Raw genomic sequence first — 20,969 nt, forward strand, 5'->3', positions numbered from 1 at the left:
GCCGGGCGCGTGACTGCGCAACCGGCCCGCCCGTCGCGCGACGCGCAGCGGGCCGCGGCCGTCAAACGCTGAAGCGGTTCAGCGTATACGCACGATAGGCCGCGACGAACGCGTCGAACGATCCGGCCTCCTTCGCTTCGAGCTCGGCCTGCTCGGCCAGCGACTTCGCGGCGAGCGCCTGCTCGGCGCGCATCGTCTCCGCCGACGGCGGGTTCGCGCGGAAATGCGCGGCATGCGCCTCGCTGTGCGCGCACGCAAACGCGAGGAACGACTGCCCGTTCTCGCGCATCGTGCGCAGCACGCGCGCCGACGGCGTGCGCTCCGGATCGGCTAGCTTCTCGCGCTGCGCGGCAATCGCTCGCACATGCTCGTCGCCACCGCGGATCTCGTCGAGACGGCGCCCGATGGTTTCGATATCGGTCATCAGGTCGTCCGCCCAGGCCTGCAGCGTGACCGGCTGGCCGTCGCGCGTCAGCGTCAGCCCGGGCTTCCGCCCGTCCATCGTCACGCTGCCGAAGTTCGCGTTCGCTTCCTTGTAAGCGTCGCAGTCGAGCGCGGGGCTCTCATCGAGCGCGCACGCGAGCAGGAATGCGTCGATGAAGCGCGCGGTCTCCAGCGCGATGCCGGTCGGCTCGAACGGATCGATGTCGAGGCAGCGCACTTCGATGTACTGCACGCCGCGCGACGCGAGCGCATGCAGCGGCCGCTCGCCCGAATACGTGACGCGCTTCGGCCGGATCGTCGAGTAGAACTCGTTCTCGATCTGCAGCACGTTCGTGTTGATCTGGATCCACTCGCCGTCGCGATGCGTGCCGATCGCCTCGTACGGCGGATACGGCTCGCTCACGGCCTTCGACAGCGCGTCGAGATAGGCGGGCAGCGTGTTGTAATCGACTTGCAGCGCGGCCTGCGCGGTCGTGTTCGAGTAACCGAGGTCGCTCATCCGCAGGCTCGTCGCATATGGCCGGTACAGCGTATCGGCGTCGAACGTGTCGAGCTTGTGCGGCTTGCCGCGCAGGAACTTCGTGTCGAGCGCGGGCGACGCGCCGAACAGGTACATCAACAGCCAGCTGCGGCGGCGGAAGTTGCGGATCTGCGCGAGATAGCGCTCCGACTGGTAGTCGACCAGCGTGGCGGTCGAGCCCTCTTCCGCATGCAGGCGCCGCCACACTTCCTCGTGCAGCGAGTAGTTGTAGTGGATGCCGGCGATGCACTGCATCGTGCGGCCGTAGCGATACGCGAGGCCGCGCCGGTACACCGTCTTCAGGCGGCCGATGTTCGACGTGCCGTAGTCGGCGATCGGGATTTCGTCGTCGGCCGGCAGTTGGCCCGGCATCGAGTTATTCCACAGCATCTCGTCGCCGAGCGACGCATACACGTAGCGATGCAGATCGTCGAGGCGTTCGAGCGTGATCGACGCGTCGGCTTCCGCCGGCGTGATCAGTTCGATCAGCGCTTCGGAATAGTCGGTCGTCAATGACGGGTGCGTGAGTGCCGAACCGAGCGCGCGCGGATGCGGCGTGAACGCGATCATCCCGTCGCGCGTCACGCGCAGGCTTTCCTTTTCGATGCCGCGCAGGCCGTCGGGCAGATGCTGCCGCGTCGGGCCCGAGCTCAGCGCTTCGAGACGATTCAGCAGCAGTTCGGACTGGCGGTGAGTCATGGTGTTCGACATGGAGACGCAAGTGCGTGACGGCCGCGCGCAGGATGCCGCGCGGCCGGCTGGATTATTGGTCGCTTCGTTGGTAGCGGGCACTTTAACATCTCGCCGTCGCGCGCGCTTGAGGTGACTCCGGGTGGTGCGCGCCCGCCCCGGCGGGCCGCCGGGCGGGCCGATGGAGACGATCGCCGCGCGCGCGGCGGACCGTCCGTCGGCACCGCCGGACGCGACGATCACGCGAAATTCGTCGGAAGTAACATGAGCCGTGCACGCCACGGCGCCGCCAGGTGCAACCCGCGCAGCCGAACCCGCGATGCGTCGCCGTCACGCTCGAGCCGCCCGCACGCCGGGGGATGACGGCCGCCGGAACGGGGTGATCGCCGTCAAGCGTCGCAACCGTGAGCACCGCCGACCGATCGCTGCCGGCCCGGCGCCGTTTGCGGGTCGCAGCGCGGCCATGCCCCGCGCACCCGCCGGCCGGCCGCGGCGACCGTCATCCGCCGCGCGCGCCGCGGGCCCGGTCGGCCACGTCGTTCCACAGATGCAGCGCCGCATACGCGCGCCACGGCCGCCAGCCTTCGGTGCGGCGCTTCTGGCTCGCGAGCCGGTCGAGCGACGGATCGCGCGCGGTGATCGACTGCATCAGCACGAGATCGGACGCCGGCCATGCGTCCGGGTCGCGCCACGCACGCATCGCGATGTATTCGACGGTCCACGGGCCGATGCCGGGCAGGTCGAGCCAGGCGCTCCGCAGCGTCGCGAGATCGGCCTGGGCGGGATCGAGCGGCACGTGGCCGGCCGCCACCGCGCGCGCCACGCCCGTCAGCGCCGCGGCCCGCTTGCCGGGCATTCCGATCTTCTCCAGATCGCAGGCGGCGAGCGCGTCCGGCGTCGGGAAACGCCAGGCGGGCACGCCGTCCGGCGCCGCCATGCCGTCGTCGTGCGCGACGCGCTCGCCGGCCCGCTGGACGAGCCGGCCGACGATCGTCGTCGCCGCCTTCACGCTCACCTGCTGACCGACGATCGCGCGCACCGCGAGCTCGAATCCCGACCAGGCGCCCGGCACGCGCAGCCCCGGGGCTGCATCGACGAGCGGCGCGAACCACGGGTCGCGCGCAAGCCCGCTCCCGATCGCGGCCGGATCGGCGCCGAGGTCGAACATCGACGCGACGCGGCGCGCGAATGCATCGTCGACATGCCGCGCGGCCGCCCCGTCGACCGTCGCGATCAGGCAATGCCGGCGCGGATGCTTCGTGACGGTCAGCCGGCCCGCGTCGCCGTGCAGGTCGACGATGCGGCGATACACGCCGTCGACGACCTGTTCGACGCCCGGAATCGCCCGTCCACTGAAGAAGCGCAGCACGCGCGCCCAGTCGTACGGCGCCTTGAAGCGCAGTTCCATCTGCGCGGACGGCGGCACCTGGCCGCCATCCGCGCTCGACGTAATCGTGGTTTTTTCGATGCTCAAACTGCGTTGCCCTCCGCAACGGCTTCGGTTTCATCGTCGTGCGCATGGCGCGCCTCGGACGCGAGCAGCGTCGCCTTGCGGCGCACGCCCCAGCGATATCCGGCGAGCGCGCCGCCCTTCTGCACGACACGGTGGCACGGGATCGCGAGCGCGACCGGGTTCGACGCGCAGGCCGATGCGACGGCCCGCACCGCACGCGGCGCGCCCAGTGCCTCGGCGATCTCCGAGTAGCTGCGCGTTTCGCCGTACGGGATGTGCGTCAGCGCTTCCCAGACGCGCTGCTGGAACGCGGTCGGCGCGATGTCGAGCGGCAGGTCGAACGCGTGCCGCGTGCCGTCGAGGTAGGCGCGGATCTGCGCGACGAACGGCGCGAGCCGCGACGGCGATTCGACCAGCTCCGCACGCGCGAACGCATCCGTCAGTTCGCCGACGAGCGACGCCGGTTCGTCACCGAACGCGATCCGGCAGATGCCCTGTTCGGTCGCGGCGACGAGCACCGTGCCGAGCGGCGTCGACGCGGTCGCGTAGTCGATCCGCAGGCCGGCGCCCTGGCGACGGAACGCGGACGGCGCCATGCCCAGTTCGCGCGGCACCGATGCGTAGAGCCGCGACGGCGAGTTGAAACCCGCGTCGACGGCCGCCTGCGTGACCGGCTGCCCGCTTTGCAGCGCCTCGCGCAAGGCGGCGCCGCGCTGCGCGGCCTGGTACTGCCGCGGCGACACGCCGACCACGCGCTTGAACAGCCGCTGCAGGTGGAACGGGCTTACGTGCACGGCGTCGCTCAGTTGCTGCAGCGTGAGCCGCTCCGCATGCGCGTCGAGCACCGCGCAGGCACGATTGACGATCTCGAGCTCGCGCGGCAGCCCTTCCGGCTGGCAGCGCTTGCACGGACGAAAACCGGCCGCGCGCGCGTCGGCCGGACTGGCAAAGAAGGACACATGCTCGCGCCGCGGCAGCCGCGACGCGCAGCTCGGGCGGCAGAACACACCGGTCGTGCGCACGGCGTAGAAGAACGCGCCGTCCGCATGCGGGTCGCGGGCGGTCACGGCGCCCCAGCGGGCATCGTCGGTCGGATAGGCGGTTTTCATCTGAACCTCGCACTCTCTAGTGTAGATGGTGCCTACTCTAGACATCGGCATGGGCCGTCGCGCCCTGAATCTTGCTCTGTGATTCGCGCCGGCGAAACCGGGGGCGCATCGCAATCGATCAATCGGACGAAACACCGCGCAAAGGGCTGCTCCGGCACCGCTTTCGTCATCGTCGCGTCACCATTTTGCTGCAGTGCGGCCGCGACCAATCGCCATCCTGACCATTTTTTACACTCGGAATATTGCAACGCACCATCGCCGTGTGTATAGTTGGAACTGTCTCCTCCATGTCTCCTCCTGATATGGATTAAGCCCGTTCCGCTCTGCGTGAACGGGCTTTTTTTCGTCCGTCGATCGTGCAGCATTGCGGCATCCGTCGCCGGCGCGGTCTACACTCGGTGCACGCCATCCGAAGGAGTGCCCCGCTCATGAAACCGACCATCCGCGCGATCGATCACGTCGTGCTGCGCGTGACCGACATGGCTGCGATGACGCGCTTTTACTGCGATGCCGTCGGCTGCCACGTGGAGAAGGAACAGCCCGACCTGGGCCTCGTGCAGTTGCGCGCCGGCGACGCGCTGATCGACCTGCTGTCGGTCGGCGGCCCGATCGATCGTCCCGACAGCGGACCGCCCGGCACCGGCCGCAACCTCGACCATCTGTGCCTGCGCGTCGAGCCGTTCGACCCCGACGCGCTGATCGAGCATTTCGCCGCGCATGGCGCGCGCCCCGGCGCCCCCGCCGATCGCTACGGCGCCGGCGGCTACGGGCCGTCGATCTATCTGTTCGATCCCGAAGGGAACATGCTGGAATTCAAGGGGCCGCCCGCCGCGTTCGGCTGAGCGGCGCGCCGGCGGTCACGCGTCGGCGAACGGCTTCAGCACCGTCCACTCGACCGCGACCGGATCGTGGTCGGCGCTCGAGATCCAGGCGGCGCCGTCCTGCACCGTGCACTGCAGGCGCATCGTGCGCTCGGCGAGACGCCCGAGCGCGGCCGCGACGCCGTCGGCCAGCGACAGCACCTGCACGTTGCGCAGCCGCTCCACCTTGCTGCGCACGCCCTGCCACCAGATATCCGAGGTCTTGCCGCCGTACGCGATCACCGTGACCCGCCCGGCGCGGCCGGCCGCCTTCGAGATGCGCCGTTCGTCGGGCTGGCCGGCCTCGATCCATACGTCGATCGCACCCGTCAGGTCCTTCTGCCACAGATCGGGCTCGTCGACGTCCGACAGCCCCTTGCAGAATTCGAGACGCTCGTGCGCGAACAGCGCGAACGCGACGATGCGCACCATCATCCGGTCGTCGGTTTCGGACGGGTGACGGGCGACCGTCAACGCGTGATCGGCGTAGTAGTGCCGATCCATGTCGGCGATTTGCAGCTCGGCTTTGTAGATCGTGGATTTCAGCGCCATGCGGATACGGCCCGGGCGGGCATTCGGTTCGGTCGGGCCGTGATGATACCGAATGCGCGCCGCCCGGCGCGTGACGGGCGCGCCACAGCACGACGGCCCGGCATCGGCCGGGCCGTGTTCAGGTCGCGCCGCCGGCGGTTCCGGCAGGCACGCGGGGGCGAGAGGTGCGCGTGCGGGTTACTGCTTGACGAAGCGCGAATCGGTCCAGAGGCCCTGCTGGTCGCTGTTGTCGGCGCTGACGAACTGGACGTCGCCCTGATCGACCGACACCACGCGGAAGCGCTGGCCTTCCGGCACCGACAGGCAACGATAGTCGTCGAAGTACTGCTGCTTCGCCTGCGACTTGCCGTCACGTTCGTGACTCAGTACGGAGTCCAGATTGTCTTTCGACAGACAGCCCCACGCATTCTTCGTCAGCTGGATTTCCTGCTTCGGCTGGACAGCCGCATCGCCGCCCGCCTGGGCGATCGACACCACGGAAAATGCGCCGACGAGGGCAAAAAGGACACCGGTACGCTTCATCATGTTCTGTCTCCAGGCTTGCGGGCACCAGGCTCGGTTAGCTATGTGTTTAAAGGTGATCGTGAACCCGCGTTTTTCACTTTAGAAGACCGGCAAGCGATATCAAGCACATTTGTTGTGCGATCGCAATAGCGGCGAATTGTCGCACCATGCGCGCGCCCGGTTTTTCACTTGCGGCGGCGTCTGCCGTCCGGCGGATTCGCCCGCGCCGCCGGAAGCAAAGCCTCGTCAGGCAAGCCTTTCGGAGAAACTACAGTCCATCGGCTGAACGGTTTGGATAATTCATTTCAATAGCGGGACCATTTTGATGCGTTGCACATAAAGTCATCCGAAACGATCTGAATTTACCGCAGTGCGGGAACGGATTTACCTGATACAAGAAAAATGCCAGGTATAAGCGCACTCGTATTTACCCGTATTTTCCCCGGCAGGCTTGGCGCCCGCTGCAGCGGATCCGCAGCGGGGCGTTCGCCAGTGTTTTTACCCCACCTTATTTAGATCGCTTGCGGACGCTCGAAATAATCGCGCTGGAAAATGCACATGCGATAAGCGTTGTGATATGCGCCGTTTCCGAAAAATTCTTCCTTCAATTCCGCCTCGTGCTGGAATCCGCATTTCTCGTACACGTGGATGGCCGCCGCATTCGACGTGTCGACGATCAGGTACAGCTTGCGCATGTTCAGCACCTTGAACGCATATTCGATCGCGAGGCGCGTCGCCTGCCCCGCATAGCCGCGCCCCTGGCATTGGGGCGCGATGATGATCTGGAATTCGCCGCGACGGTGAATGTAGTCGAGCTCGATCAGCTCGACGAGGCCGACCAGTTCGTCCTGCGCATCGACCGCGACGAAGCGGCGCTCGCGCTGGTCGTGCACGTGACGGTCATACAGTTGCGACAGCTCGGAGAAGGTTTCGTACGGCTCCTCGAACCAGTAGCGCATGATCTTCGCGTCGTTGTTCAGCTCGTGAACGAAGCGCAGGTCCTGGCGCTCCAGCGGCCGCAGTGCAAGCGTGTGCTTGTCGTTCTGGAGTTGCATGTTCGTGTCCTTTTTGATGCCCGCGCGCGCATGAAACACCCGTGCGGCGACGCCGCGAACGGGGCGCGTTCCGCGCTGCAAGAAGTTGACCGCGGGCGAAGGTCAGAGCCTAGAATGGACACAAGGGTTCCTGCCACCGCAAGGAGGCTATCGTGATCGAGCAAGTCATACTCGGCATCTTCCTCGTGCTGCCACTCATGATCGTGGCTGCGCTGTTCTCCGACGAACTGTGGCAGGAACATCGGCGCCAGCATCCGCGCGACGAAAATGCACCGCATATCGACTGGAAACATCCGTGGCGCCGGGTGCGGCGCGGACACTGAGCCGATCGCCATCCCCGCAGCGCACCCGCGCGGGCGGGGCGCTGCACACGGTGCAAACGGTGCAACCGCTTTCCGCCACGAACCGCCTCGAACCGAATCCCGCCCAACCAGCGAGCCGCCGCCGTGAACGACAAACCCGCTCTCCCTCCGCACGATATCCCCGGCGAAGCGATCGACCTGCAGATTGCCGACGTGCTGGCGGCCGTCCGTTACCCGGCCAACAAGGATGCGATCGTCGACGCCGCGCGCGACGCCGGCGCCAGTAACGAAGTGCTGTCGATGCTCGACGGCCTGCCCGAACAGGACTACGCGGACGTCGATGCCGTCACGCGCTGGGTCGCCGGCAACTTCGGCCCCGGCCTCGGTATTTGAGCGCACGCCAATAACGCGATAGGATCGGGCCGCACCGGTTGCGCTGCGGCCGGATGCTTGCTGCCCGGCGCCAAGACCGGGCGTGACCGCACGAGTGCCCGGGGGAATCCATGGAAGGCATCCTGATCCAGCATACGACGCGTCGTCAGCTTTGGTTCGGCGCGCTCACGGCACTCGTCATCGTGCTCGCGCTGGCGATCGCCGTGCCGCACGCAAACGTCACGCTGCCGGCCGTCGAGCCGTTCATGCCGATGTGCGCGCTGACCGTGTTCACCACCGCGAGCATCGCCGCCTTCTTCCTCGGCGCGCAGTTCACCGTCACGCGCCAGCCCGTGCTCGGTGCGCTCGGCGGCGCCTATGCGTTCACCGCACTCGCCGTCGCGCTGCAGCTGCTCACCTTCCCCGGCGTGTTCGCGCCGCAAGGCTTGCTCGGCGCGCGTCCGCAAAGCGCCGCGTGGATGTGGGTCTTCTGGCATGCCGGCTTTCCGTGCTTCGTGATGGCCGCGCTGCTCGCGCGCGCGTGCCTCACGCATGCGCCGGTCGGCGAGGCGCAGACGCGCATATGGACCTTCGCGCTGGTCGGCGGCCCGGCCGTCGCGGCCGCGCTGCTGTGCGTGCTCGCACTGAACGTCGCCCTGCCGCCCGCGTTCCATCCGCCGGGAGACGCCGCCGCGCTGCCCGTCGACGGGATCGCGCTGGTCGTGTGGCTGCTCAACGCGCTCGCGCTCGTCGCCGTGCTGGCTTCCGGCCGACTGCGCACGACGCTCGACCTGTGGCTCGCGATCGCGGTGCTCGCCTGCCTCACCGATACGACGCTGAACCTGCTGACCACGAGCCGCTTCACGGTCGGCTGGTATCTCGCGCGCGTGTTCAGCATGTTCACGCCGGGCGTGCTGGTGTGCGTGCTCGCCTGGGAAGTGACGAAGCTGTATCAGCAGCTGTTCGAGGCGCATGCGACGCTGGTTCGTTCGTCCGCGCGCGACGGGCTGACCGGCGCGTTCAATCGCAGCCACTTCAACGATCACTTCCACACGCTGTTCCTGCAGGCGCGGCGGCAAGGCGAGCCGTTGTCGCTGCTGATGGTCGACGTCGATCACTTCAAGGCGTACAACGACGCGTTCGGACACGTGAAGGGCGACGCGTGCCTGATCGCGGTCGCGAATGCGCTGGCCGGCGCGGTGCGGCGGCCGGCCGATATCGTCGCGCGCTACGGCGGCGAGGAGTTTGCCATCGTGCTGCCGAACACCGGCGCGCGCGGTGCACGGGTCGTTGCCGAGGAAGCGCGCGAAGCAGTGCTGCGGATCGATCTCGCGATGCCCGGGTCGCCGGCCGGGCGCGTGAGCGTCAGCGTCGGTTGCGCGACCGTGTCGGCCGACGACCTGTCGACGCCCGATGCGTTGATCGAAGCCGCCGATGCCGCGCTGTATCGTGCGAAGGATGCGGGGCGAAACCGCGTCGTGGCGGCGTGAAAACGTCTGCGGATTGGGGATTTGTTACGGTCATTGTGACCGGAATAATCCGCCGTTACGGATTGCCGCGCCGGGAAACGATCGCTTACAGCCGGTGTTGAAGGCGCTCGCTATGCTGGGTTCATGTCGAATCCGAGCAGGTGAGCGTGATGAAGAAAACCCTTTTGCTGATTGCCGGTGTCGCCGTGCTGTTGAGCGGCTGCATCGTGGTGCCGGATGGCGGCGGGTATGGGTATTACGGTGATGGCGGGTATTACCATCATCATCGGCATTGGGATTGATGCCTTCCATCCCGGCTGTCGCGACGACGCCGTCCGGATCAGTCGATCCGGATCGCTAGGGACGGGAATTCGAAGCGCCGGTATTCCGTTGAAATGCCCGCTTACTTGCCGATACAAAACCTGCTGAAAATCACGCCCAGCAGATCATCCGAAGTGAACTCGCCGGTAATCGCATTGAGTTGCTCCTGCGCGAGCCGCAGTTCCTCCGCAAACAGATCGAGCGATTGCGCGCGCTGCTCGGCGTGATCCGCCGCCTGCGCCAGATGCTCCTGCGCAGCCCGCAGCGCAATCAAGTGCCGCTCGCGCGCCAGATAAACGCCTTCCGCCCCCGCCTGCCACCCCGCGATCCGCAGCAACTCCGCGCGCAGCATGTCGATCCCGTCGCCGCGCTTGGCCGACAGATGCACCTCGGTCAGGTCGCCTTCGGCCGCCGGATGCTCGACACACGCCGGCACGCCGGTGAGGTCCGTCTTGTTCAACACCCGCACCACCGGCACGCCATCCGGGAACCGCGCCGCGATCGTCTCGTCGTCCGCCGTCATCCCCGTGCGCGAATCGAGCAGATGCAGCACGACGTCCGCGCGCTCGATCTCGCTCCACGTGCGCGCAATCCCGATCCGCTCGACTTCGTCCTCCGTCTCGCGCAGCCCGGCCGTATCGATGATGTGCAGCGGAATCCCTTCGACCTGGATCGTCTGCGCGACCTTGTCGCGCGTCGTGCCCGCGATCGGCGTAACGATCGCCAGCTCCGCGCCGGCGAGCGCATTCAGCAGCGACGACTTGCCGACGTTCGGCTGCCCCGCGAGCACGACCGACAACCCTTCGCGCAGCAGCGCGCCCTGCCGCGCGTCACCGAGCACGTGCGCCAGTTGCTCGCGGATCCTCGCGAGCTTGCCGCGCGCATCGGCCGCTTCCAGGAAGTCGATTTCCTCTTCCGGGAAATCGAGCGTCGCCTCGACCAGCATCCGCAGCGTGATCACATCCTCGACGAGCGCGTGGATCTGCCGCGAGAACGCGCCGTCGAGCGAGCGCCCGGCCGAGCGCGCCGCCGCTTCGGTGCTCGCCTCGATCAGGTCGGCGACGGCCTCGGCCTGCGCGAGATCGAGCTTGTCGTTCAGGAACGCGCGCCGCGTGAACTCGCCCGGTTCCGCGAGCCGCAGCCCGAAGCCGCGCCCCGCATCGAGGCAACGCTGCAGCAGCAGCTGCATCACGATCGGCCCGCCGTGCCCCTGCAACTCGAGCACGTGCTCGCCGGTGTACGAATGCGGCGCGGGGAAATACAGCGCGATTCCGCGGTCGAGCGGCGCGCCGTGCTCGTCGAGGAACGGCACGTAGCTCGCATGGCGCGGCGCGAGCCGCTGCCCGCACAACGCGTCGATCAGCGGCAGCGCGGCCGCCTCGCCGCCGCGCCCGAACGACACGCGGACGACGCCGATGCCCCCCCGGCCGGCAGCAGTGGCAATGGCGACGATCGGATCGGAATCGGTAGCGAGCATGGGAATCGGATGAATCGGATGAACAGAACGTCAATGGTGCGCCCGCACAACAGTTCGGGCATCGGGACGCCGGCATTGTAGCCTGCCGGCCCGCACGCCACCGGACGCCCGATCGGCGTCGAACTTACCCGAATTTATCCCGACGGGGATAAGTCGAGTATCAATGCCGGACAATCACGTCCTGTCCATTTCGGACGAGTATGCCTTTCCGAACGGTCCGACACTGCGGCCCCCAATTCCGCCGCACGGTCCACGGCAGGTTGGGATTCGTCCGAACAGGCTATGTTTAGCCTATATGGTTGTCTGAGACGTGTCGGCGGAATTGCACAATCACCCCCATGCCGACACCCGAAGAAAAAGCAGCGTTCTCGGAACGCCTGAAATTCGCCTTGCGGCGCAGCCCGGACAAGGTCACCGGCGCGACGGAACTCGCGAACCGGTTCAATCTGCGTCACCGCGGTGCGCAGCCGGTTTCGCCGCAAACCGCGCACAAATGGCTGACGGGCCGCACGATTCCGACGCCGGACAAACTCGAAACGCTCGCCGACTGGTTGCGCGTCGAACTGCATTGGCTGCATTACGGCCCGTCGCCGAGCGTGACCGAGCACACGACGCCGCAACCGCTGCCGCGCGACGAGCGTTATCCGCCGACGCCCGAGACGATCGAACTCGCGTCGAAGATCGAGGCGCTGCCGCCGCATCAGCGTTACCTCGTTCAGGAACTGATCGAGCAGTTCTACGGCGGCGACACGAAAGTCGAAGCGAAGAAGGCCTGAACGGCAGCGGTCAACGCCCCCGCGCCGCCAGCCGCCAGAAACAAAAAAGCCGCATGGATGAAACCATGCGGCTTTTTTACGTGCATCGCGGGCGGCTGGCCGCCCGCGTGTGCCAAGGGCGTCAGGCCTTCTTGCCGCCGCCGAGCTTGCGCGTGATGTAGTACTGCTGCGCGATCGACAGCACGTTGTTCACGACGTAGTACAGCACCAGGCCGGCCGGGAAGAAGAAGAACATCACCGAGAACGCGATCGGCATGAACTTCATCATCTTCGCCTGGACCGGGTCCGGCGGCGTCGGGTTCAGGCTCGTCTGCACGAACATCGACACGGCCATCAGCACCGGCAGGATGAAGAACGGATCGCGCTGCGACAGGTCGTGAATCCACAGAATCCACGGCGCGCCGCGCATTTCGACCGACGCGAGCAGCACCCAGTACAGCGAGATGAACACCGGGATCTGGATCACGACCGGCAGGCAGCCGCCGAACGGATTGACCTTCTCGGTCTTGTACAGCTCCATCAGCGCGGCGTTCATCTTCTGCGGATCGCTCTTGAAGCGTTCGCGCAGCGCCTGCATGCGCGGCGTGATTTCCTTCATCCGCGCCATCGACTTGTAGCTCGCGGCCGACAGCGGGAAGAACACGGCCTTGATCAGGACCGTCAGCAGCACGATTGCCCAGCCCCAGTTGCCGACGACGCCGTGGATCTTCTCGAGCAGCCAGAACAGCGGCTTCGCGATGATCGTCACCCAGCCGTAGTCCTTCACGAGTTCCAGGCCCGGCGCGACGCCCTCGAGCATGCGCTCCTCTTCCGGACCGGCGAACAGGCGCGCCTGCACGTCGGCGGACTGGCCCGGCGCGATCGCGGCGACCGGCTGCTTCACGCCGACGCGATACAGCGTCGGATCGATCTTCTCGGCGTAGATGTCGCGCTTCACGCCCTGCTGCGGAATCCAGGCCGACGCGAAGTAGTGCTGCACCATCGCGACCCAGCCGTTGTCGGCGGAGTTCACGAAGTCGGCCTTGTTCTTGTCGAGGTCGCTGAAGTTGATCTTCTGGAAGTGCTTCGCATCCGTGTAGACCGCCGGCCCGAGGAACGTATGCGAGAACATCGGCGTTTCGACGGCCGTGTTGTCGCGCACCAGTTCCATGTAGACCGTCGGCGTGACCGGGGCCGTGCCGACGTTGTCGATCTTCGTATCGACGCCGATCACGTAGCTGCCGCGCGTGAACGTGTAGGTCTTCACGACCTTCACGCCGCCCTTCACCGGCGATTCGAACGACAGCTTCAGCGTGTTCTGGTCGCCCGTCAGCGACGTCGGGCCTGCGTTGACCTGCGTGTAGACGTCGTTGTGGTTCGGGAAGTCGCCGCCGAGCAGGCCCGAGCGCGCGAGATACGTGTGGCCGGCCGTATGGTCGAACAGCGTGATGTACAGGTCGGGCTGCTTGCCGTCGCCCTGCTTCTTCAGCGTCAGCTTCGCGAGCGTGCCGCCGCGCGTGTCGATTTCGCCGTCATACACGTCGGTCGAGAACTTCACGAGCTGCGCCTGCGCGGCCGGTGCCGTCGTCGACGGTGCGGTGCCTGCGGCTGCGGCTGCGGCAGGTGCGTCACCTGCGGTCGTCGTCGTCGCGCCCGTGCCCGATGCACCGCCTGCAGCCGCGGGGGCCGTTTGCGTGGCGCTCGGGAAGAACATCGACGGGCGTCCATGGTCGCGCTGCCAGTTGTCGTACAGCATGACAGCTGACATGAAGAAGATCACCCATAGGACGGTGCGTTTGATATCCATGCGTTGTCTCAGAGTCGATGGGACCGCGCGTCGGCTTCGCCGCGAGCGCGAGTGTCGGAGTTGGGCGGCGGGACGAGGTCGATGCCGCCCGCGGAAAACGGATGGCATCGGCACACGCGCCTGACGGCGAGATACGTGCCGCGCGCGGCGCCATGATACTGGATTGCCTCGCGCGCGTAATCAGAACAGGAAGGATAAAAACGGCAACGGTTGCCGAGCATCGGGCTCACGGCAACCTTGTAGAAGCGCAGCAAGGCGATCAATACCGTTTCCATACCTTGGGCGGCGCCGTACGACGCCGCGTCAAAACCGGCCGGGCAGGCGCGAACGCCGCACCGGACACGGATGCGTCACTCGGACGCGGGCTTCGACGCCCGGCGGGCGATTTCCCGGACTGCCCTGTCGAGCAGTTCGCGGATCTCGGCCGCACACATCGCCGCGAGCGGGGCGGAAGCCGCGCTCGGCAGCGCTTTCTTGTCGAAGCGCGTGTGCTGCCGCAGCAGCAGGTCGTAACCGGCGAATTCGGCCCGGCGCAGGCGAAACGCATCGCGCGCCAGCCGCTTCACGAGGTTACGTGTTACTGCACGCGGCGCATACTTCTTGCCGACGACGAGCCCCAGACGCGCGGGCTGACCGGTCGGCTTGCCGTAGATCACGAAGTGCGCGGAACGCCGCCAGGGGCGCAAACGAAAAACGGATGAAAATTCATCCGTTTTCAGAAGTCGCGCAGCTTTCGGGAAGGCGGCTTTCGTCTGCGACGGATTCGCACCCGGCTCGACGGCACCTTCCGCAGGACTGCGGACGGCGGACACAGCGCGCAACCTGCCTTAGATGGCGAGGCGCTTGCGGCCCTTCGCGCGGCGAGCGTTGATGACCTTGCGGCCACCTGCCGTCTTCATGCGGACACGGAAGCCATGGGTGCGCTTGCGGCGCGTCACGGACGGTTGGTAAGTACGTTTCATGATGTTCTCACTTGTTCGAGAATGTCGAAATTCAGGGGACCGCGTGCCCTTAACCGTAGGCATTCGGGCGAACGCAATCGCCGGGAATACAGGATTGGTTTTCGCGGAACCCGCTATTTAAACCGTTTTTCCGTTGACGGTCAATACTTTAGGAGTCGCTCGCCTGTGCGGGCCCCGCCCGATCCGGCCCCGCGACCCACAGCCACGGCCTGTGGATAACTCGCGCTGTGGCCGCGTTTGGCGGTAGAATCTCGCCTTATCTCCAAGAATCCCGCACGCCGCCTCGGCCCGCGCCTGCCCCTCCAACACTGTGATGCAGGCGTCCGAGGCACGCTCGCACGACCGCTTCGGGCCTTGTTGCGCAACCGCGACAAGGGCGCCGGCGAGCCGCGCTGTGCACGCAAAAAACGACAGTTACTTGATGAACGATTTCTGGCAACACTGTTCCGCACTGCTGGAGCGCGAGTTGACGCCCCAGCAGTACGTGACGTGGATCAAACCCTTGGCCCCGGTGGCCTTCGATGCGTCGGCGAACACGCTGTCCATCGCCGCGCCGAACCGTTTCAAGCTGGACTGGGTCAAGAGCCAGTTTTCGGGCCGCATCTCCGATCTGGCCCGAGATTTCTGGAACGCGCCGATCGAAGTCCAGTTCGTCCTCGATCCGAAGGCAGGCATGCGTAGCGCCGCTGTGGGCGCCGCGCCGGCAGCCCCGCGCGCGCCGCTGGCCCCAACCGGCCCGGCCGCGACGGTCGCCGCAATCGCCGCCAACCTGGCCGCGAATGCCGGCGCTGCGCCCAGCGCGCCGATCGACGTGCCGATGACGCCGTCGGCGGCCGCCGCGCATCACCTGAACGCCGACGACGCCGACATCGACCTGCCGAGCCTGCCCGCGCACGAAGCGGCCGCCGGCCGCCGCACGTGGCGCCCGGGCCCGGGCGCGGCACCCGCGAACGGCGGTGAAGCCGATTCGATGTACGAACGCTCGAAGCTGAACCCCGTGCTCACGTTCGACAACTTCGTGACCGGTAAGGCCAACCAGCTCGCACGCGCCGCCGCGATCCAGGTCGCGGACAACCCGGGCATCTCGTACAACCCGCTGTTCCTGTACGGCGGCGTCGGCCTCGGCAAGACCCACCTGATCCACGCGATCGGCAACCAGCTGCTGCTCGACAAGGCCGGCGCGCGGATCCGCTACATCCATGCGGAACAGTACGTGTCCGACGTGGTGAAGGCGTACCAGCGCAAGGCGTTCGACGACTTCAAACGCTACTACCATTCGCTCGACCTGCTGCTGATCGACGATATTCAATTCTTCTCCGGCAAGTCGCGCACGCAAGAGGAATTCTTCTACGCGTTCGAGGCGCTGGTCGCGAACAAGGCGCAGGTGATCATCACCAGCGACACGTATCCGAAGGAAATCTCGGGCATCGACGATCGCCTGATCTCGCGCTTCGACTCGGGCCTCACCGTCGCGATCGAGCCGCCCGAGCTGGAAATGCGCGTCGCGATCCTGATGCGCAAGGCGCAGTCGGAAGGCGTGAATCTCTCGGAAGACGTCGCGTTCTTCGTCGCGAAGCACCTGCGCTCGAACGTGCGCGAACTCGAAGGCGCGCTGCGCAAGATCCTCGCGTATTCGAAGTTCCACGGCCGCGAGATCTCGATCGAGCTGACCAAGGAAGCGCTGAAGGACCTGCTGACCGTGCAGAACCGGCAGATTTCGGTCGAGAACATCCAGAAGACCGTCGCCGACTTCTACAACATCAAGGTCGCCGACATGTATTCGAAGAAGCGCCCCGCGAACATCGCGCGGCCGCGGCAGATCGCGATGTATCTCGCGAAGGAACTCACGCAGAAGAGCCTGCCGGAAATCGGCGAGCTGTTCGGCGGGCGCGATCACACCACCGTGCTGCACGCGGTGCGCAAGATCGCCGACGAGCGCAGCAAGGACGCGCAGCTCAACCACGAGCTGCACGTGCTGGAACAGACGCTGAAGGGCTGAGCGCGCGCACCGCGCTTGATAATTCGGCATCCGCCCCAAATTAAGGGGGGCGGTTCGGTTTTGAGGCACAATACTGGTTTGACCGCCCCGGTGGTGGCGGGCCAAGAGCCCGGCCGGCGGGGCGCTGCGAGGCTGCTGCGCTGCAGGCCGTTACTCAACGAAGGAACTCTATGCAACTGGTCAAGACCGAACGAGACACACTCCTCAGGCCGCTGCAAACGGTCAGCGGCATCGTCGAACGCCGCCATACGTTGCCGATCCTCGCCAACCTGCTGATCACCAAGAACGGCCCGGACGTTTCGTTCCTGTCGACCGACCTGGAGCTGCAGATCACCACGCGCGCCGATTTCGGCGTCGGCGGCGACCAGGTCGCGACCACCGTCGCGGCGCGCAAGCTGCTCGACATCCTGCGCGCGATGCCTGACGGCCAGGTCACGCTGTCGCTCGCCGACAAGCGCCTCACCGTTCAATCCGGCAAGAGCCGTTTCGCACTGCAGACGCTGGCGGCCGACGAGTTCCCGACCGTCGCGCAGGCGAAGGATTTCGGCGCGACCCTGACCGTCCCGCAGAAGTCGTTCCGCCAGCTGCTCGGCATGGTCCACTTCGCGATGGCGCAGCAGGACATCCGCTACTACCTGAACGGCATGCTGCTCGTCGTCGACGGCGACCAGCTGATGGCGGTGGCCACCGACGGCCACCGCCTCGCGTTCTCGTCGATGAAGCTCGAAGGCGGCACGTTCGGCCGCCAGGAAGTCATCGTGCCGCGCAAGACGATTCTCGAGCTGCAGCGCCTGCTCGAAGACATCGACGACACCGTCACCATCGACATCGCGCAAACCCAGGCCAAGTTCACGTTCGGCCAGGTCGAGCTCGTGTCGAAACTCGTCGAGGGCAAGTTCCCCGACTTCCAGCGCGTGATCCCGAAGGCGCACAAGAACACGTTCGAGATCGGCCGTGAAGAACTGCAGCGTTCGCTGCAGCGCGCGGCGATCCTGACCTCGGACAAGTTCAAGGGCGTGCGCTGCATCATCGCGCCGGGCCAGCTGAAGATCATGTCGACCAACGCCGATCAGGAAGAGGCGCAGGAAGAACTGGAAATCGCCTACCAGGGCGATACCGTCGACATCGGCTTCAACGTCACGTATCTGCTCGACGTGCTCGCGAACCTGAAGGTCGACACCGTGCAGGTGAGCCTCGGCGACGCCAGCTCGAGCGCGCTGATTACCGTGCCCGAGAACGACGAGTTCAAGTATGTCGTGATGCCGATGCGCATCTGACGCGCACGACATCAAGACACACACCAGGGGGCGGCAAGCCCCTTTGGCGTTTTTATGGCGAACCGACAACCCGTCCCTTTGGTGCCTTTTCGGCGCTGGGGGCGGGCCAGGAAACTGGAGCGGCCCGGCGATTTCTCTCGCTGAAACGCACCGCGCCGCCACCTGAGTGGCCTCGCAGAACCGGAAGATATCCATGAGTGAACAGCACAATTCGCAACCCGATAACAGCAGCTACGGCGCCTCGTCGATCCAGATCCTCGAAGGTCTGGAAGCGGTGCGCAAGCGCCCCGGGATGTACATCGGCGACACGTCGGACGGCACCGGTCTGCACCACCTCGTGTTCGAGGTGCTCGACAACTCGATCGACGAAGCGTTGGCCGGGTACTGCAACGACATCCACGTGACGATTCACGCCGACAACTCGATTTCCGTGACCGACAACGGCCGCGGGATTCCGACCGACGTGAAGATGAACGACAAGCACGAGCCGAAGCGCAGTGCTGCGGAAATCGTGATGACCGAGCTGCACGCCGGCGGCAAGTTCGACCAGAACAGCTACAAGGTGTCGGGCGGCCTGCACGGCGTGGGCGTGTCGTGCGTGAACGCGCTGTCGAGCTGGCTGCGCCTCACCGTGCGCCGCGACGGCAAGAAGCGGTTCATGGAGTTCCACCGCGGCGTCGCGCAGGATCGCGTGCTCGAGACGGTGGACGGCGTGGAAGTGTCGCCGATGCTCGTGACGGGTGACACCGAGAACCGCGGCACCGAAGTGCACTTCATGGCCGATCCGACCATTTTCGGCACGGTCGAGTATCACTACGACATCCTCGCGAAGCGGATGCGTGAACTCTCGTTCCTGAACAACGGCGTGCGGATTCGTCTCACGGACCTGCGCTCGGGCAAGGAAGACGATTTCGCATTCGCCGGCGGTGTGAAGGGCTTCGTCGAGTTCATCAACAAGACGAAGACCAACCTGCACCCGACGGTGTTCTTCGCCACCGGCGAGAAGGACGGCGTGGGCGTCGAAGTCGCGATGCAGTGGAACGACAGCTACAACGAAAACGTGCTGTGCTTCACGAACAACATTCCGCAGCGCGACGGCGGCACGCACCTGACCGGCCTGCGGGCCGCGATGACGCGCGTCATCAACAAGTACATCACCGACAACGAAATCGCGAAGAAGGCGAAGGTCGAGACGACCGGCGACGACATGCGCGAAGGGCTGTCGTGCGTGCTGTCCGTGAAGGTGCCGGAGCCGAAGTTCAGCTCGCAGACGAAGGACAAGCTGGTTTCTTCCGAGGTTCGTGCGCCGGTTGAAGAGGTTGTGGCGAAGGCGCTGGAAGAATTCCTTTTGGAAACGCCGATCGACGCGAAGATCATCTGCGGGAAGATCGTTGAAGCTGCTCGGGCGCGGGATGCTGCGCGGAAGGCACGCGAGATGACGCGCCGTAAGGGCGTGCTCGATGGCGTTGGCCTGCCGGGCAAGCTCGCGGACTGCCAGGAGAAGGATCCGGCTAAGTGCGAAATCTACATCGTCGAGGGTGACTCGGCAGGTGGGTCGGCGAAGCAAGGGCGTGATCGGAAGTTCCAGGCGATCCTGCCGCTGCGCGGCAAGGTGCTGAACGTCGAAAAGGCACGCTACGACAAGCTGCTGTCGTCGGAGCAGATCGTCACGCTCGTGACCGCGCTTGGGTGCGGGATCGGCAAGGAAGACTACAACCTCGACAAGCTGCGCTATCACCGCATCATCATCATGACCGACGCGGACGTCGACGGTGCGCACATCCGGACGCTGCTGCTCACGTTCCTGTATCGCCAGATGCCGGACATGATCGAGCGCGGGTACGTGTATATCGCGCAGCCGCCGCTTTACAAGATCAAGGCGGGCAAGGACGAGCGGTATCTGAAGGATGACGTGGAGCTCAACGCGCATATGCTGCGCTTGGCGCTGCAAGGGTCGGAGCTGGTGCCGGGTGAGAACGCTGCTGCGATTTCGGGCGATGCGCTTGGGGAGCTGGCACGGTCGTATCTGCTGTCGCAGAGCGTGATCGAGCGGTTGAGCCGGTTGTATGACCCGGCGGCGCTGGAAGCTGTTATGGACGGCGTGGTGATCGACCTCTCCAATGAGGAGTCGACCGAGGCTTCGGCTAAGGCGCTGCACGCTGCGTTGCATGATGACGCGCTGAAGAACGAAGTGCGCGTTGTGCCTTCGTATGACGCGGTTCGCGAACAGCGGTCGCTGCATGTCGAGCGGACGCATCACGGTAACGTGCGCGTTTCGGTCATCGACCAGGAATTCCAGCACACGGCGGATTATCAGCAGCTCGTGACCACCGCGAATACGTTCAAGGGGCTTATTGGGGAAGGTGCGGTCATTAAGCGCGGTGAGCGCAGCATGGCCGTGGCGGACTTCAAGAGCGCGATGAAGTGGCTGCTGGCGGATGCTGAACGGAACGTGTCGAAGCAACGCTATAAGGGCCTCGGCGAGATGAACCCCGAGCAGCTGTGGGAAACGACGATGGATCCGGCCGTGCGGCGTCTGCTGCGTGTGCAGATCGAGGATGCGATTGCGGCGGACGGGATCTTTACTACCCTCATGGGGGATGACGTCGAGCCGCGGCGGGCGTTTATCGAGTCGAATGCATTGCGGGCGGGGAATATTGACGTTTGATACAGTTAGGCGACTGTCAAGTCCTAGAATAGGTTGACAGTATCCAGACGCTAGAACGCCCGATGCATCGCATCGGGCGTTTTGTATTTCAAGGCAGCATTTGGCCCCGCTCATGGTTGTAGGTGTACACGGACTGTTCGACCATCTTGGCGGCCTGCTCCGGCCCAATCCTGTACGCCGCGCTTGCGTAACCATACCAGCAGCGTCGAGCGTCCTTGGATGCCGTAGCGCTGCTGCGCCTCTTTATACGTCAGCTTGCCCTTTTCAACCTGCCTCACCACCGACAGCTTAAAGGCCAGGCTGTGGTCCCGTTGTGTCCGCTTCTCCCATGTTCCGCTTGCACCTCTTCGTCTCGGCGAAAAAGTGTCTATTG

20 protein-coding genes and 1 pseudogene are annotated in these 20,969 nt (G+C 65.6%); 9 read left to right on the forward strand and 12 right to left on the reverse strand.

The window, feature by feature from the left end:
• Window positions 1-61 precede the first annotated feature (61 nt).
• The 3 genes from gshA to ada all read right to left on the reverse strand — a co-directional run bounded on the left by gshA (window position 62) and on the right by ada (window position 4,216).
• The gene (gene gshA / locus U4Z64_RS06120; RefSeq protein WP_321819464.1) at window positions 62-1,675 is read right to left on the reverse strand and encodes a glutamate--cysteine ligase; all 1,614 of its coding nucleotides are present in this window, start codon (window positions 1,673-1,675) and stop codon (window positions 62-64) included.
• Window positions 1,676-2,153: 478 nt separating this feature from the next.
• Window positions 2,154-3,128, reverse strand: coding sequence for a DNA-3-methyladenine glycosylase family protein (locus U4Z64_RS06125; protein ID WP_321819465.1), 975 nt, complete (start codon window positions 3,126-3,128; stop codon window positions 2,154-2,156).
• Window positions 3,125-4,216, reverse strand: coding sequence for a bifunctional DNA-binding transcriptional regulator/O6-methylguanine-DNA methyltransferase Ada (gene ada, locus U4Z64_RS06130; RefSeq protein WP_044847321.1), 1,092 nt, complete (start codon window positions 4,214-4,216; stop codon window positions 3,125-3,127). Before ada ends, U4Z64_RS06125 begins: the two co-directional genes overlap by 4 nt.
• Window positions 4,217-4,644: 428 nt before the next feature.
• Between ada and U4Z64_RS06135 the strand changes: the two genes are divergently transcribed.
• Window positions 4,645-5,058, forward strand: coding sequence for a VOC family protein (locus U4Z64_RS06135; RefSeq protein WP_044847320.1), 414 nt, complete (start codon window positions 4,645-4,647; stop codon window positions 5,056-5,058).
• Window positions 5,059-5,073: 15 nt separating this feature from the next.
• Here U4Z64_RS06135 and U4Z64_RS06140 read toward each other — a convergent pair whose 3' ends face one another.
• The 3 genes from U4Z64_RS06140 to speG form a co-directional block, all read right to left on the reverse strand.
• Window positions 5,074-5,628, reverse strand: coding sequence for a YaeQ family protein (locus U4Z64_RS06140; RefSeq protein ID WP_321819466.1), 555 nt, complete (start codon window positions 5,626-5,628; stop codon window positions 5,074-5,076).
• 177 nt (window positions 5,629-5,805) lie between these two features.
• A complete protein-coding gene (sap1, locus tag U4Z64_RS06145; RefSeq protein WP_044848669.1) occupies window positions 5,806-6,153 on the reverse strand; it encodes a surface attachment protein Sap1 in 348 nt (115 codons plus the stop codon).
• A gap of 491 nt (window positions 6,154-6,644) precedes the next feature.
• Complete coding sequence (gene speG, locus U4Z64_RS06150; RefSeq protein ID WP_044848671.1) at window positions 6,645-7,187, reverse strand: spermidine N1-acetyltransferase; 543 nt, start codon at window positions 7,185-7,187, stop codon at window positions 6,645-6,647.
• Window positions 7,188-7,339: 152 nt separating this feature from the next.
• Between speG and U4Z64_RS06155 the strand changes: the two genes are divergently transcribed.
• From U4Z64_RS06155 to U4Z64_RS06170, 4 genes are all read left to right on the forward strand, one after another.
• A complete protein-coding gene (locus U4Z64_RS06155) occupies window positions 7,340-7,510 on the forward strand; it encodes a hypothetical protein (protein WP_044848668.1) in 171 nt (56 codons plus the stop codon).
• 123 nt (window positions 7,511-7,633) lie between these two features.
• Entirely contained in the window at window positions 7,634-7,882 is a 249-nt protein-coding gene (locus U4Z64_RS06160; protein WP_006756942.1) for a DUF2795 domain-containing protein, read from the forward strand.
• A 110-nt stretch (window positions 7,883-7,992) separates the two neighbouring features.
• Window positions 7,993-9,351, forward strand: a complete 1,359-nt coding sequence (locus U4Z64_RS06165; protein WP_321819467.1) for a sensor domain-containing diguanylate cyclase — start codon at window positions 7,993-7,995, stop codon at window positions 9,349-9,351.
• 149 nt (window positions 9,352-9,500) lie between these two features.
• A complete protein-coding gene (locus U4Z64_RS06170; RefSeq protein ID WP_321819468.1) occupies window positions 9,501-9,632 on the forward strand; it encodes a hypothetical protein in 132 nt (43 codons plus the stop codon).
• Between the two features lie 101 nt (window positions 9,633-9,733).
• Here U4Z64_RS06170 and mnmE read toward each other — a convergent pair whose 3' ends face one another.
• Window positions 9,734-11,128 (reverse strand): tRNA uridine-5-carboxymethylaminomethyl(34) synthesis GTPase MnmE, encoded by a 1,395-nt coding sequence (mnmE, locus tag U4Z64_RS06175; protein WP_124570790.1) that lies wholly within the window; start codon window positions 11,126-11,128, stop codon window positions 9,734-9,736.
• 338 nt (window positions 11,129-11,466) lie between these two features.
• Here mnmE and U4Z64_RS06180 point away from each other — a divergent pair, with 338 nt between their 5' ends.
• The gene (locus tag U4Z64_RS06180; protein WP_044848664.1) at window positions 11,467-11,904 is read left to right on the forward strand and encodes a helix-turn-helix domain-containing protein; all 438 of its coding nucleotides are present in this window, start codon (window positions 11,467-11,469) and stop codon (window positions 11,902-11,904) included.
• 121 nt (window positions 11,905-12,025) lie between these two features.
• On the opposite strand, the gene yidC is transcribed toward U4Z64_RS06180, so the two are convergent.
• The 4 genes from yidC to rpmH form a co-directional block, all read right to left on the reverse strand.
• On the reverse strand, window positions 12,026-13,690 hold the full coding sequence (gene yidC / locus U4Z64_RS06185) for a membrane protein insertase YidC (protein ID WP_321819469.1): 1,665 nt from the start codon (window positions 13,688-13,690) through the stop codon (window positions 12,026-12,028).
• Between the two features lie 8 nt (window positions 13,691-13,698).
• Window positions 13,699-13,965 carry a membrane protein insertion efficiency factor YidD gene (yidD, locus tag U4Z64_RS06190; RefSeq protein WP_006750110.1) on the reverse strand — a complete coding sequence of 89 codons (267 nt, stop codon included), beginning with the start codon at window positions 13,963-13,965 and terminating at the stop codon, window positions 13,699-13,701.
• A gap of 75 nt (window positions 13,966-14,040) precedes the next feature.
• On the reverse strand, window positions 14,041-14,502 hold the full coding sequence (rnpA, locus tag U4Z64_RS06195) for a ribonuclease P protein component (protein ID WP_021157986.1): 462 nt from the start codon (window positions 14,500-14,502) through the stop codon (window positions 14,041-14,043).
• Window positions 14,503-14,517: 15 nt separating this feature from the next.
• Complete coding sequence (gene rpmH / locus U4Z64_RS06200) at window positions 14,518-14,652, reverse strand: 50S ribosomal protein L34 (RefSeq protein ID WP_004198824.1); 135 nt, start codon at window positions 14,650-14,652, stop codon at window positions 14,518-14,520.
• Window positions 14,653-15,073: 421 nt separating this feature from the next.
• Here rpmH and dnaA point away from each other — a divergent pair, with 421 nt between their 5' ends.
• The 3 genes from dnaA to gyrB all read left to right on the forward strand — a co-directional run bounded on the left by dnaA (window position 15,074) and on the right by gyrB (window position 20,596).
• Window positions 15,074-16,651: a chromosomal replication initiator protein DnaA gene (dnaA, locus tag U4Z64_RS06205; RefSeq protein ID WP_321808569.1), complete on the forward strand. Its 1,578-nt coding sequence runs from the start codon at window positions 15,074-15,076 to the stop codon at window positions 16,649-16,651.
• A 170-nt stretch (window positions 16,652-16,821) separates the two neighbouring features.
• Complete coding sequence (gene dnaN / locus U4Z64_RS06210) at window positions 16,822-17,928, forward strand: DNA polymerase III subunit beta (RefSeq protein ID WP_006756934.1); 1,107 nt, start codon at window positions 16,822-16,824, stop codon at window positions 17,926-17,928.
• 193 nt (window positions 17,929-18,121) lie between these two features.
• On the forward strand, window positions 18,122-20,596 hold the full coding sequence (gene gyrB, locus U4Z64_RS06215; RefSeq protein WP_321819470.1) for a DNA topoisomerase (ATP-hydrolyzing) subunit B: 2,475 nt from the start codon (window positions 18,122-18,124) through the stop codon (window positions 20,594-20,596).
• Window positions 20,597-20,757: 161 nt separating this feature from the next.
• On the opposite strand, the pseudogene U4Z64_RS06220 reads toward gyrB, so the two are convergent.
• A pseudogene (locus U4Z64_RS06220) lies at window positions 20,758-20,967 on the reverse strand (hypothetical protein); the annotation flags it as partial.
• Window positions 20,968-20,969: the final 2 nt, after the last annotated feature.

The organism is Burkholderia sp. BCC1996 (genome assembly GCF_905339955.1).
In the GTDB taxonomy this organism is placed as follows: domain Bacteria; phylum Pseudomonadota; class Gammaproteobacteria; order Burkholderiales; family Burkholderiaceae; genus Burkholderia.